This window comes from Sulfurisphaera tokodaii str. 7 (genome assembly GCF_000011205.1).
Classification (GTDB): Archaea; Thermoproteota; Thermoprotei_A; order Sulfolobales; family Sulfolobaceae; genus Sulfurisphaera; species Sulfurisphaera tokodaii.
Genome location: NC_003106.2, coordinates 636,523 through 649,175 on the forward strand (window position 1 = coordinate 636,523; position 12,653 = coordinate 649,175).

The following is a 12,653-nucleotide window of genomic DNA, read 5'->3' on the forward strand; positions in this document are numbered from 1 at the left end:
TAACAAATAGTTTTCACTCCTCCAACTCTTAAAAGAGATTATTTTTCATTCCATTATCTTTTATTACATAAAGTTTAAATTAGTTCGGGAGGATACTAATTTATGAATAAACTCGCAACGGTAATTATAGCAGTATTATTAGTAGGAATAATTGCTGGAGTTCTTATTTTTACAGTAGGAAAAGCTAATGTAGTAAAGGCAAACAATTCAAATACTATTAACTACCAAACTTTGGGAACAATAAAAATATATAATGTGTCAGCATTAACACCATTTCTTTCAAATTATGTGAACTCCTCTTATGTTAAGCTCGCTTCAGACGTAGTTGAGTACGGCATACTTAATTTCATCAAAATCAACACTAGTAAAGGTGTAATAGGCTATTTCAAGGCTGGTCCTTTATCATCATTAGCTTTCTATCAAATAAATTCTACATTAACCTCACACGGTTTTAAGTATGCCGAATATAAGACACTACTTTATGATTATAACTTAACAACCGCTGTAGGATTTGATGGAAATTACTTTTATTTAGTCCATCAAAATTCCTCAAATGAGAATTTGACATTAACCTTACTTTATTACCTTTACACTAGCAATAAGACTTTCTCTCCATCATCTACAAACATAATAGCAAGTGGTACGTTTAGTAAAGGTAACTTTACTGCATATTCAAAGAATTCCTCAATAATAATTCAAGGATATTTTAGTGCAAGCTACAACAATTTAACAAAGATACTTAGATTCTTCAACTTCACCACGACAAACTTTACAATAGAAGGTAAAGTTGTCTTTAAGAACTCTACTGTTACAGTGTACTCGATTACTACGTTTTATAACAATAAATCAACTTATATTATGATAGGTGTTAAGGAGATAAATTCGAACCTTGTGTATTCTGTAGGAATTATATCATCTCAAGAAATAAGTGAAAATGAGGTTTTGAGCTTACTATAATAAATATTTTAGTCTCTTTTTTGATATTTAATTGTGAATTTCAAAGTCATAAAGTATTTTCTTCTTTCTAGGTTTACAAAGCCTTTCATCTTAGGCACTTTAATATTTCTATTCTTTATTATTATTACATATTCAGCATTAGCTAATAGTATTTTTGAGCCCAGAATTTTTAATGGTTTAAAAATAAATTTTGCTGAATTTGTGACCTTCTTTGTTATCTTTAGCGGTTTCTCTTCTACAGTACAAAAAGCTGATTATGATTTTCTTTTTACATCCCCTCTAAAGAAGGGTGAAATATCGCTACTATATATGATAGCTTCAATACTCCTAGGTGGAGGATATTTTATTGTTCTAGGGATTATGTTTTTGTTTATTTACTCCATGCCACTAAGTATTTTTACTCTTTTGTCTTTTTCTATCTTCGGTATTGCTGTTAGTAGTTTATCTCTAGTTAAAGAGAAGATTTATCTTATCGTATTTACAGCAGTTTGGGTTTGGTTCCCATTTTTCGGAATACAATTTTCTCCTACATCAATATTATTCGGAAAACCATATTTAGGAATTATCTCTTCTCTAGTATATTCTATTCCAGTTATATATAGATCACTGTCAGATCCCCAAATTCAAGTTTCAAGCCAAAAGGGGGAAATAGCAAAGAGTGTTATAAAATATAGCAATAGTAAAAACTTTCTTATAAAGCATTTCATTTTAACCTATGAATTTGCTTGGGGTTACGGGAATTCATTATCTGGTAGAAAACTTTTCTATTATGTTCTATATTTTCCAAAAGTAATTGCTACATCTGTTTTACTCGCCATAATATATTATAGCATCTTTAAACTAGTTGATTTCACCTTTTATGATATTGTAGCACCATCTGTCGTAATTTTAGCATTTTTAATGAGCATGGGAATTTATGCAATATCCCAAGAAAGACCCTGGATTATTTTTGTCTCATTAGATAGGGGATCGTATTTATCTATGAGAATTTTATTTAAGTCTCTTCAAAATTCTCTAATTGCACTCCCCTTTGCTTTATCAGATATAGTATTAGGGTATCCTTCTTTAGGAATTACATTGTTTTTCGGATCATTAATGGGCTACTCTCTCACTTCTTACCTCTCTAGTAAGTTAAACCCTATACAATTCAGAGGTGAGGTATATAATTATAGAGCGGGAAGCGGTATGTTACTGATTATATTTTCTGAATATATGGTAATGGGAGTTTCAGTTATCTCTGCTTTATCCTTAATATCCTCACTTGTTTTTGCTTTTATCTCTATTACTATCACTATCTTAGTTGTCAGAAAGAAGAACTGGGAAACTATTTCCTATGAGCTAATTGAAAAGGGTTTTGTATGACTATATAAACTATATAGTGTTATATAGTTTTTATAGTTTATTTAGGGATATCTATTTATCCGTTAAAGAAACTTTAGACATAAGATATAAAAGAAAAAGGAATAATACTATATCTTATGGTCAAGATTCTTTTTTTAACTAATGATAAAAAGTTCTACTATGATGGCAAAAGAATAAAAGAAGTAAAATATATAAAAGACCTAAACGGAGTTGAAGTTAGGTTTGCAAGACCGATGATAGTATATGATACCGATTTACCTCTCTCATATTTCGTAGAAGAGTTGGGAGACGTTAATTTAGGAGATTATACTCTTAATCAACTCACACAAATACTTTACTTTAACAATTCCATAGTTTATGTAAACCACGAAAAAAAGGAGATTGAAATATTCGTGGAAGGTGGGAAAGTAATAAAACTTCCTTACTCTTCACTTCCCTTACTAAGGTATTATTTAGCAAAGATTGGGAGAATATTACTAGAAAGTATCTCATTCGAATATCTCGAAACTCTTTCCTACTCCAAAATCGATGAATTGTTCCTTAGTGACGAGGCTCTTAGCGAGATTCCCACTACAGTGAGCAGGAGCTATTTTAGAAGCTTGAGAAGAAAGCTTATTAATAACATCCTTAACATGTTGGTCATCAGAAGAAAGTAAATGAAATCCTCCTAAAACGGCATATATTTTATTTACACCAGTAACTTCTTTTGCATAATTTATAATATTTAGGATATTAGAATGACCACAGCCAGTTAAAATAACAAGCCCCCTAGGAGTATTTATAAATAATGCAATATCATCATATAATTTATCTTCCTCAATACCCTCTTCTGATGCCTTAAATAATCCAGAATTATATTCCTTATATCCGTACCTCTTTACTTCACCGCTAAACATAACCCCTTTAGTAAACTCTAATGGCTTTTTAGTAAGAATTAAATTGAAATTTTTCTCTAATTCCTCCCTTGTTAAAGGTAATCCTATGTATTGTAATCTCCCACTCCAATTTAGAAACTTCTTCTCGCTGATAGAAGGATGTGCAATCAATGTTTTTCCCTTTAGAAGTTCAAGAAGTTCCTTATTTCCTAAACCACCAGTATGATCTGAATGACCGTGGCTTAAAACTACATAATCAACCTTTGATAAGTCTATACCTAAGAGTTTGGCATTGTGAAGTACTGGTAACCCAGAATTTCCTAGATCATATAATATTCTGATCTGATCAGCTTCAATATATGCCGAGAATCCCCATTCACCAATTAGCGGAGGAATTATTGTGCTAGTGAAATTGTCGCTTAAGACCGTTATTTTTAACCTTTTAACTTGTTCCATAAACTTTTTTCTTTTTGATAGTTTATATTTCTAAAACCCTGGAAGTTTTGCTTTTATCTTTAATTTATTTAATGCTTCCCACATTGCAGCAGCATTTTCTGAAACTACTGGCATATCTAAATCCTCATGTAAGTATTGAACAGCTTCATAAGTTGAAAGTGCTGTACAAGCAATATATACTGCATCAGCCTTAAGAACTTCATTTAAATGCCTTTTTACTAACCTATATATTGTGAAAATTGGTGTATTTGAGATATCTATTCCTCTAATTTTTCCCAATCCATCATAGCCAACTATTTCAAACCCCTTATTTCTCCACCATTCTACTTCTTCTAAAGTCCTCTCCTTTATATAAGGAGTTCCTATCCAAAGTTTTCTAACATTTAATTTCTTAAGTAGTTCATATACAGATTCTTCTGGTATAACTACATCTTTTATTACTCTCTTTATAACATGAGCATGTTTATGAGTACCATAAGTTCTACCGTAAATAATTATGTCTGAGACTTCAGCTAACAAAGAGTAAGAGTATTTCAACTCTTTCTCAAATTCTTCTACATTTTCTGGTTCACATCCTTTAGTAGGCTTCATTCTCGTTGAGTGTATAGAAACACCTTCTGGTGCCATTTTCCATAAATCGTATTCCATTCCTGCATTATTAGCTGGCAATATAACTCCTATCCTACCTCTTCCTCCAGGCATTGTAACCTTTTTTATTACATGTAACTATAAAAGTTCTGTGAGTATTAAGACAAAAATTAGAAAAGCAATAAAGGATTTTTTTCAGTATGAGAAGGAAGGGGATAAGAAGATCTTAAAGAGAGCTTTATCTCATATCAGGTACGAGAATGGTTATCTTATTATTAGAGATGAGAAGATTAAGATGGATAGGGAAGAAGATGTAATTGGAGTCTTTCTTGCTAATATACCATATATAGTACTAGGGAAAGGCGAGTTACACTGGGATTTACCAGATAAAGTGATAAAAATTCAAAATAGTGCATTGAAGCTGTTGGAATGTGGAATAAATGATGTTGCGACATTGGAAATTTATCTAGTTATGGAAATGGCTTTGAGATCTTTATACTCAGAATATGTTAAAAGTGGGGTAATTATTCAATATAAGGATAAGAAAATTAAAGTTAATAACATAGATTATAGACGCTTAAAACTTTATATAAGAAGAAAAGGATGGAGTAAGTATAAGGTTAAAGTTAATGGCGAGGTTTTTCCTTATTCTCAAGGTTCATTATTAAGTTGGGCTGAGAAATTTATGGATGATAAATTAAGTTTTGTTTTTAGACTATCTGTAAATGTTAGGAATCTTTTAGCTCACGGAGAGGTAGAATGGAACTTATTTCCTACAGTAAGAAGCCTAGAATCAGCCTCTCATGCTTCATGGTTAGTATTTCAGAAACTAAAAACTTACATGAAATCTTAACTATTTTTAAAATATGTTTTCCTTAACATATTATGAAATGGAAATAAATAGGTTTGTTTAATACTTACTTATATATCTGCTTAAAAAATCGTAGTACCATTCTCTTGTTTGTATATAACTTAAATTGAAGGAAAAGAGTTTCATTGAAATTCCTTTTAATAACGATAGGATTTAGAAGTAAAATTTATAAGTTTCTTTCGGTTATTAGTATTTGATGACAGAAGCCCAAGTTGGAAGAAAAAAGAGGACTAGGTATGAAATAATACATGATATACTATCTCAATGCGAGAATGGAGCAAAGAAAACTTGGTTAATGTATAAGGCAAATCTAAGCTATGAACTAACAAACAACTATATAAACAAGTTAGTAGAAAAAGAACTAATAGTACAAAAGGACGGTCTATATTATCTAACCGATAAGGGCAGAAAATTACTAGATCTCCTCAAGGATTATAAGGAAAAGAAATCTGGTTTAGACAAGGTAGTTGCTCAAATAAAGGAGATTTACGGAGAAGACTAAGTTTTTTAAAACTAAGCTTTTTATTTTTTCTTTCTCAATACTCCTTTATGAATGTTGTAATTTTTGCTTCAAGTAGAGAAGCAGATATGGAAGAACCTGTCTTTTGTGATAGAGATAGCGTTAAAGTGGATGCAAGTAAATGCACTGGAAGAAGTATATCCGTTGCACCTTTTATAACTAGGTATCTAAAAGATCTCGGATATCATGTTACTGTTATTGATCCTTTTGCTGATGATACTCCCTACGAAGCCGATAATGTAATAAAAGGTACCAGTTTTCAAGTACCCGATGAAATAGTAAAAGATGCTTATGTAGTAGTAGCTACTAGGCACGTCTATGATACTTGGGCCATAATGAAATCTGTTTTAGGAGGTGCTAAGGAGATTTTTGTTATCATGAGTATAAAAAGAGCTAAAGTAATAATGAAAAGGCTTTTACAAGCTGGAATTTCTAAGGAACAAATAAAAAGATTAAGAATACCGGCTGGATTAGATATTGGTGCAAAGAATGAAAAAGAAATTGCTTTAAGTATTGTTGCAGAAATTTTGGCTGTATCAAGAAATGCCAGCGGTAGACCTCTTTCTGAAGTTAAGGAATTCAGCAAAATAGTTGAGGAGTTAGAATAATTTTGTACCGCAGTTAAGGCAGAATTTAGCTCCAGGAGGATTTTGATAACCGCATTGTGAACATCTGATTCCAGCAGTTTGTGCCATTGGTTGACTCATTGGTTGCTGAGGAGTTGGCATAGGTTGTTGTTGCATTGGTAAAGGCATATCATACATCCCATCAGTTATTTGCTTATCAATTGTTCCAAATAGTCTGTGGTTTATTAATTCTCTACCTAAAGGTCCTATATGTTCCTCTTCAACAATTATTGAAAACTCATTTGGATAACCTCTAAGTCTTACTATAACATTTTCAACATGATGAAAGTGACCTTTTTTCATAGCTCTTATTTCATAATCATAATATTGCGGCATACCAGGTTGCATCATCATTGGTGTAGTTAATTGCATAACTTGACTTTCCCAACCCTCACTTAGAAAGAGGTTATTAATTTCTTGGGCTAAAAGGGGTATGTTAACATATCTACCAGTATAGGTCTTCTGCATAAATAAGAATAATGTGAAAAGTAAATAAACCTTTCCCTTTCATAAAACCTTATGTTTACTTATACTTTACTATCAGAATATTTTTAATTAAAACATTTGAAATAAAAAAAGATTAAAGCAAGGCCCTTATTTATAATTATTAATTCGAAAAGTGTTTCGCCTAAAGGCGTTAAAAAACTAAAAAGTTTTAATGAAAATATCAAAAATGCTTATAACCAATTTAGAATTAAATGGTTATCGATGGAAATTCAAAAAACCTTTCCCCAAAATAATCTTATAAAGTTATTAATAATACTAATTAGTTTTTCAATCATTCTATTATCATTACACTCATTTGGACAGACATCATCAAATACTACAGCAGAAATACAGAGTTTAAATCAAAGTATTTTGGCTTTAGAAAATCATACAGCAGATTACCCATCTGCAGCAGTTCCTAGCTGGTTAGATACGGGTAGTAATGCATGGATGCTTACGGCTGCAACGTTTGTAGGACTTCAAAGTGTACCTGGTGTAGCACTATATTATGCTGGATTATCCAAAAAGAAATATGCTGTAAATTCCGCATTAATGGTATTTTATGCTTTTGCTGCAGTTTTAGTTGTTTGGATGATAGCTGGTTATAATGCTGGTTTTGGTCATCCTGCATTACTTAGTATTAACGGTTATGGAATTTTAGGTTATCCATTACCAGCATGGTTAGGTCACTATGAAGCTAGTCAAACCGTATTTGGTCCAACTGGAACACCGGTAGATATTCCAACATCTACTTACATATTCTTCCAATTTGTCTTTGCCGCAATAACTCCAGTATTATTAGCTGGAGGAGTATTAGAGAGAATGAATTTCAAAGCATGGATGATATTTGTACCCTTCTGGAGTTTATTAGTATATAGCCCAGTAGCTTATTGGTTATTTGCTGGTGGATGGTTAAATCAACTAGGAGCTGTAGACTTTAGCGGAGGATATGTTATCCATGTAGATGCCGGAGTCGGTGCGTTAGCTGCTGCATTAGCAATAGGTCCTAGATTAGCATCTGAAAGAAAATTAGAAGCTCATAGCTTACCATTAGTTCTTGCAGGAGCTGGTTTAATTTGGTTAGGATGGGATGGATTTAACGGTGGTGATCCCGGTGGTGCAACAATCGATGCTGCAATAGCAGTATTAAATACAAATATTGCAACAGCTGTTAGTGCAATAACTTGGATGTTAATGGATATGGCATTCTTTAAGAAACCAACATTAGTGGGTGCAACAAGTGGTGCAATAACTGGACTTGTAGCTATTACGCCAGCTGCAGGATATGTAAATGGTTGGGAAGCAATGCTTATTGGAATTGCATCTGGAAGTATACCATGGTTATCTCTGTATAAATTTGAGCCTAGACTGAAAGTTGATGATACATTAGGAGTATTCTCTACTCACGGTATTGCAGGAATAGTGGGAGGATTGTTAACTGGTGTGTTCGCAGATCCAAATGTGACACAATATGTGGATCCAACGTTAAAAGGTGCTTTATATGGTAACTTATATCAACTAGGAATACAAGCTGCCGCTGCAGCAGTAGTATTTGTTTATGATTTTGCAATAACTTTTGGTCTGTTAAAGTTAATAGGACTATTCATACCATTGCAAGCACCACCTGATACATTAGCTATCGGTGATTATGCAATGCATGGAGAAGTAGCATATTCTGAACTACTAGCTACTTTACCAGAATCGCAGATAAAGAAAGAAGAAATTAGAGAAGAGGCACAAGAAGAGAAAGAAGATCCAGATGAGAAAAAATCTAAATAATTTTTATTAAGATAGAATTCTTTATTTTCTCCTAGTAGAAGACCATTCTTTGATAACTTTTTATAGACTCTCATATTTCCTCAGCCAATAAATTTCTCTAAAAATTACATAGAAAATATAAAGAACTTCTTATTTGATTCCATGAACTAGGTCTCAGATAGGTACAGAGACAGAATCAAAAGTCCCACAATTAGTAGTATAAGGCCCATAAATACGAATATGATAAATTATAGTGGGATCAAAATTCCTCATAAACGTCAATGAACTTTTTATACCACTCCTCATACTCTTTTCTTGTTACAACGTGAAGTTCTAGCGGATCTCCAAAACCTATCTTCTCTTTAATTAGCGAAGATATTACAGCTTTATCCCAAGCACTCTTTCCCTTTTCAGTTATAATAAGTACATCTATATCACTATCAATTCTGTAATTTCCTCTAGCTATTGAACCGAAGAGTATCACTCTACATTCTGGATCAATATTCTCAACACATATCCTTTTTATTTTTCTAACGTAATCCCTAGCCTTAGCGAGGATCTCCTTTCTCTGACTCCACCACTTATATAATTCCCAATACATGTAGAATCTCCTCGACCACTTTCAAAGCTTTCTCAACAGTATTTTCCTCATATTTATAAGGTAAATATCTTGCTGTAATATATGACTGCTCAATTAAATCTAAAAGTACATTTTGCTCGTTCATTATCCTCTCTAATTCTTTATTTTTTGTTATTTCAATAACTTGTTTCATTAATCTCTTCACGTCATGAGTTTTCTCAAAAGTTCCGGTAAGTTGATAAAGCGTATATTTCAGAGAAAGTTGTAATGCTTGTTCAAGGCTAAACATTGCAAGATTATATTTACCCTTACTTAGGTTATCCTTAGCGTTATTAAAGAAATCAATTGCGTTCTCTTTTAAGTATTCTGCCATAGAATAAAATTATAACATATCTTTATTAGATTTAGCTCAGGAAGAAGAATTAATCTAAAAAACGAAAAGGTTTAGGGCGAAGTAGAAAACGTTCTTCATAATATAATGAAAATAAAACTCAGGGAGAAAATAATTATACTGCTTGCGTTAGATTACTTGCATTTCTATAAATTTTAGTATATAGCAATACATTAATCTAGTATATAATTTTTAATAAAGAAAAATCTTTTAATAAATCTAGTTAAACAACGATTTTATTAAAGATATGCTTCAGTATAGCCCAAGGAAGTTAAATTAGATGTTTACTAGCTTCTAAGAAATACAGAGCTTAAATATTATTTTCATGAAGAAATATTTTAGTACTATACAGAAAAATACTTTACTTACATTAGGAATCAGATTTTCCTTAATATCTTTAAGTAATGTACTACTATTTTTGCACTTAAATTATTCAAATTAGAGGTCTTATTAAGTTGAAAGCAAAAGTCTTATGTAAAGGAATTTATAATAGTTAGTATACACCTAAATAACTTATGGATCTAAATGCGATTCTGAAAAAGTTTTCTGAATTCGAGTATGTTGAGGTAAGGGAACATAAAATAAGTTCTACCCACTTCTTTGTTATTAACGGTTCCCCTGCTGGTTTAGCTAGTGTCAGTCATTCTGGTTACAGTGTTAGAGCATTTAAGGATTCTGTTATGTACTTTACTTCTTCTTCAGATGTAAAGGATCTATCTCCTTTGTCATTTTCCTTAAAAGAATGGGAAAAAGGCTACTCTTTGGATCAGAGAACAAGCGGGGAATACTCAGTTAATGAAAAGGAGAAAATAAAAGATGTGCCACTTGAAGAAAAACAGAAAATTTTTGTTAATATTGCAAATAGTCTAAAAAATATAAAGGTTAATTCCAAAATAGTTTCTGTCATTTTCAGTTATTCTGAATCAGTTGAGGATAAGAATATTTTGTTTGAAGACGGTACTACTGTTCATGGGTTAGTGCCAAGAATTCATGTCTCAGCAAGTGTTTCAATGGTTAGTGATAAGGCTAGTGCAACATTTTATGAGGAATTTGGAGGTAGTGGAGGTTTTGAGTTGATAAAAATTTGGGACATAGAAAATGCATTGGCCGAGAAAATCAGAAACGTTGATGAAGTACTTACAAAGGGTAAAGGAGTTACTCCTGGAAGAAAAGATGTAATATTCAGTAATATGCTATCTGGTATAATGGCTCATGAGTCTGTAGGTCATCCATTTGAGGCTGACAGAGTTCTTGGTAGGGAATCGGCTCAAGCTGGTTTAAGTTATTTAGTTAATAGAAATTTTGGTGAGAAAATTGGTTCTGACATTGTTAATGTTATTGATGATCCAACGCTTCCTAACAGTTCTGGATTTTACTTAATTGATGATGAAGGTATTAAGGCTAGGGCTAAGTTTTTAATAAAAGATGGAAAGATAAACGAATTACTTCAAGATCGATTTTCAGCATATAAATTCGGTGTGAATAGTAATGGTTCTGCTAGGGCTTCAAGATTTGATAGAGAGCCGTTAGTTAGGATGTCTAACACTTTCTTTATGCCTAGTAATTTTACATTTGATGAGCTTCTTGAAGACGTTAAGGACGGTATTTATCTAAAATCCTATATGGAATGGAATATTGATGATCTGAGAATCGGTCAACGCTATATAGGTCTGGAAGCTTATGAAGTTAGAAATGGTGAAATTAAAGAACCATTATTATTCCCTGTTATTGAGGGCACAACTTTTGAATTCCTATCTTCAATTGACGCTATAGATAATACTTTAAAGTTTTACTACGGTACCTGCGGAAAAGGAGATCCGGATCAAGGTATCCCAGTTTGGATGGGTGGGCCAAATATGAGATTAAGGAATATTTCCGTAAAGGTGAGAGGTTATGAATGAGGAGCTAATTAAGTTAATGGAAAGTTTAAAAGGCTTTGATGAAGTTGGTATTCTTCAACTTAAGACTAGGAAATTGTTAGTTAAGTTTGTTTACAGTGAAATTGTAGAAGTTCAAAGGCTTGTGAATACTGAATTAAATGTTATAGTAAGAAAAGGGAATAAGTATTTAGCAGTATCTTCAAATGGTGAGATAGATGTTGAAAAAATTAAGGAAATGTTTAATGTAGTCAAAGAAGCCTTCCTGACACCAGTTTTTAGTGATAATGACAGAGAGCTAAAATCTATCAGTTATTCTAATCTAAAAGATGTCATAGAGAAAGGTGACATAAGTTCTATTGTTGAAGACATTTACTCCTCTGAGTTTCCACTATCTGGAGTACTTCAAGTGAGTGAGAATTCTATCTCTTTGGTTACTTCAAAAGGTTTTAACGGATTAACTGTAAAATATTCAGCGGATGGGTACTTTAGGGCTTTTAATAAGAACTATTCTGGCCAATGGGCTTTCTATTCAGATTCTTTATCACCTTTAAAGGACAGCATAAAACAAGCAAATATCTTAGCTTCAATAGATGGAGAGACAAAGGTTTATGATGGAAAATACGATTTAGTGCTTTCACCGCTGGTTGTTGGAAACTTAATGAGTGATTTCAGTTATTTCGCTTCAGCATTTAGTGTATATACTGGTTCGTCATTCCTATACAATGTAAAGCAAGGTGATAAGATAGCTAGCGAGAAGTTAAGTATTTACGATGTTCCTAATAAGTTAGGTATTAGAGAATTTGATGATGAAGCAACGTTTACTTATGATAAACCTTTAATAGAAAATGGTATATTTCAAACGTTACTTTATAATAATGAGCTGGCAAAACTAATGAATGCTAAGTCAACTGGAAATGCTGGTATTATTTCTCCGGTTTCTTTCGGAATTGAAGTTAAAAGTGGTAACGTAAAGTTTGATTCTCTTCTTTCTGGTAATGTAATCTTTATCAATAATAATTGGTATACTAGGTATCAGAACTATCTAGAGGGAGCTTTCTCAACAGTTTGTAGGGATGCTGTAATTGTCTACAAAGATGGTAAACCCATAGGTAATGCTGGAAGGATTAGGATTTCTGATTATATTCCTAGAATTTTAAAAAACATAGAAGAAGTTTCTAAAGAGAGTTTTGCTGTGAAATGGTGGGATGCTCCATTACCTACTATATCTCCCTTTATTTTAGTTAAGAATGTAAACATAACTAGGGCTTAGTATTTTTTTAATAGTTCAGACCCGAAACACTTA

The 12,653-nt window shown here is 32.2% G+C and carries 13 protein-coding genes; 8 read left to right on the plus strand and 5 right to left on the minus strand.

Annotated features, from left to right (window positions below):
- The first annotated feature begins 102 nt into the window (after nt 1-102).
- Both STK_RS03670 and STK_RS03675 read left to right on the plus strand, forming a co-directional pair.
- A complete protein-coding gene (locus tag STK_RS03670) occupies nt 103-957 on the plus strand; it encodes a hypothetical protein (protein WP_010978634.1) in 855 nt (284 codons plus the stop codon).
- A gap of 33 nt (nt 958-990) precedes the next feature.
- On the plus strand, nt 991-2,319 hold the full coding sequence (locus tag STK_RS03675) for a hypothetical protein (protein WP_010978635.1): 1,329 nt from the start codon (nt 991-993) through the stop codon (nt 2,317-2,319).
- 488 nt (nt 2,320-2,807) lie between these two features.
- On the opposite strand, the gene STK_RS03680 is transcribed toward STK_RS03675, so the two are convergent.
- Both STK_RS03680 and STK_RS03685 read right to left on the minus strand, forming a co-directional pair.
- Entirely contained in the window at nt 2,808-3,650 is an 843-nt protein-coding gene (locus STK_RS03680) for an MBL fold metallo-hydrolase (RefSeq protein ID WP_010978637.1), read from the minus strand.
- Nucleotides 3,651-3,680: 30 nt separating this feature from the next.
- Nucleotides 3,681-4,352, minus strand: a complete 672-nt coding sequence (locus STK_RS03685) for a maleate cis-trans isomerase family protein (RefSeq protein WP_010978638.1) — start codon at nt 4,350-4,352, stop codon at nt 3,681-3,683.
- Between the two features lie 37 nt (nt 4,353-4,389).
- Between STK_RS03685 and STK_RS03690 the strand changes: the two genes are divergently transcribed.
- The 3 genes from STK_RS03690 to STK_RS03700 all read left to right on the plus strand — a co-directional run bounded on the left by STK_RS03690 (nt 4,390) and on the right by STK_RS03700 (nt 6,237).
- A complete protein-coding gene (locus STK_RS03690) occupies nt 4,390-5,091 on the plus strand; it encodes a hypothetical protein (RefSeq protein WP_010978639.1) in 702 nt (233 codons plus the stop codon).
- A gap of 214 nt (nt 5,092-5,305) precedes the next feature.
- The gene (locus STK_RS03695; RefSeq protein ID WP_010978640.1) at nt 5,306-5,611 is read left to right on the plus strand and encodes a winged helix-turn-helix domain-containing protein; all 306 of its coding nucleotides are present in this window, start codon (nt 5,306-5,308) and stop codon (nt 5,609-5,611) included.
- Between the two features lie 47 nt (nt 5,612-5,658).
- Nucleotides 5,659-6,237, plus strand: coding sequence for an XdhC family protein (locus tag STK_RS03700; RefSeq protein WP_010978641.1), 579 nt, complete (start codon nt 5,659-5,661; stop codon nt 6,235-6,237).
- On the opposite strand, the gene STK_RS03705 is transcribed toward STK_RS03700, so the two are convergent.
- On the minus strand, nt 6,229-6,723 hold the full coding sequence (locus tag STK_RS03705) for a zinc ribbon domain-containing protein (RefSeq protein WP_010978642.1): 495 nt from the start codon (nt 6,721-6,723) through the stop codon (nt 6,229-6,231). The two genes, STK_RS03700 and STK_RS03705, sit on opposite strands and share 9 nt — an antisense overlap.
- 240 nt (nt 6,724-6,963) lie before the next feature.
- Here STK_RS03705 and STK_RS03710 point away from each other — a divergent pair, with 240 nt between their 5' ends.
- Nucleotides 6,964-8,520 carry an ammonium transporter gene (locus STK_RS03710; RefSeq protein WP_010978643.1) on the plus strand — a complete coding sequence of 519 codons (1,557 nt, stop codon included), beginning with the start codon at nt 6,964-6,966 and terminating at the stop codon, nt 8,518-8,520.
- 238 nt (nt 8,521-8,758) lie between these two features.
- Here STK_RS03710 and STK_RS03715 read toward each other — a convergent pair whose 3' ends face one another.
- Both STK_RS03715 and STK_RS03720 read right to left on the minus strand, forming a co-directional pair.
- Nucleotides 8,759-9,100 carry a nucleotidyltransferase domain-containing protein gene (locus tag STK_RS03715; protein ID WP_010978645.1) on the minus strand — a complete coding sequence of 114 codons (342 nt, stop codon included), beginning with the start codon at nt 9,098-9,100 and terminating at the stop codon, nt 8,759-8,761.
- The gene (locus tag STK_RS03720; RefSeq protein WP_010978646.1) at nt 9,081-9,452 is read right to left on the minus strand and encodes a HEPN domain-containing protein; all 372 of its coding nucleotides are present in this window, start codon (nt 9,450-9,452) and stop codon (nt 9,081-9,083) included. The genes STK_RS03715 and STK_RS03720 overlap by 20 nt, the downstream gene beginning before the upstream one ends.
- 533 nt (nt 9,453-9,985) lie before the next feature.
- Between STK_RS03720 and STK_RS03725 the strand changes: the two genes are divergently transcribed.
- On the plus strand, nt 9,986-11,371 hold the full coding sequence (locus STK_RS03725) for a TldD/PmbA family protein (RefSeq protein WP_010978647.1): 1,386 nt from the start codon (nt 9,986-9,988) through the stop codon (nt 11,369-11,371).
- The gene (locus STK_RS03730) at nt 11,364-12,620 is read left to right on the plus strand and encodes a TldD/PmbA family protein (RefSeq protein WP_010978648.1); all 1,257 of its coding nucleotides are present in this window, start codon (nt 11,364-11,366) and stop codon (nt 12,618-12,620) included. The genes STK_RS03725 and STK_RS03730 overlap by 8 nt, the downstream gene beginning before the upstream one ends.
- Nucleotides 12,621-12,653: the final 33 nt, after the last annotated feature.

Coding starts and splice junctions, on each gene's coding strand:
- STK_RS03670 (WP_010978634.1), top strand. CDS start 103: ATGAATAAACTCGCAACGGTAATTATAGCAGTATTATTAGTAGGAATA.
- STK_RS03680 (WP_010978637.1), bottom strand. CDS start 3,650: ATGGAACAAGTTAAAAGGTTAAAAATAACGGTCTTAAGCGACAATTTC.
- STK_RS03685 (WP_010978638.1), bottom strand. CDS start 4,352: ATGCCTGGAGGAAGAGGTAGGATAGGAGTTATATTGCCAGCTAATAAT.
- STK_RS03695 (WP_010978640.1), top strand. CDS start 5,306: ATGACAGAAGCCCAAGTTGGAAGAAAAAAGAGGACTAGGTATGAAATA.
- STK_RS03700 (WP_010978641.1), top strand. CDS start 5,659: ATGAATGTTGTAATTTTTGCTTCAAGTAGAGAAGCAGATATGGAAGAA.
- STK_RS03705 (WP_010978642.1), bottom strand. CDS start 6,723: ATGCAGAAGACCTATACTGGTAGATATGTTAACATACCCCTTTTAGCC.
- STK_RS03710 (WP_010978643.1), top strand. CDS start 6,964: ATGGAAATTCAAAAAACCTTTCCCCAAAATAATCTTATAAAGTTATTA.
- STK_RS03715 (WP_010978645.1), bottom strand. CDS start 9,100: ATGTATTGGGAATTATATAAGTGGTGGAGTCAGAGAAAGGAGATCCTC.
- STK_RS03720 (WP_010978646.1), bottom strand. CDS start 9,452: ATGGCAGAATACTTAAAAGAGAACGCAATTGATTTCTTTAATAACGCT.
- STK_RS03725 (WP_010978647.1), top strand. CDS start 9,986: ATGGATCTAAATGCGATTCTGAAAAAGTTTTCTGAATTCGAGTATGTT.
- STK_RS03730 (WP_010978648.1), top strand. CDS start 11,364: ATGAATGAGGAGCTAATTAAGTTAATGGAAAGTTTAAAAGGCTTTGAT.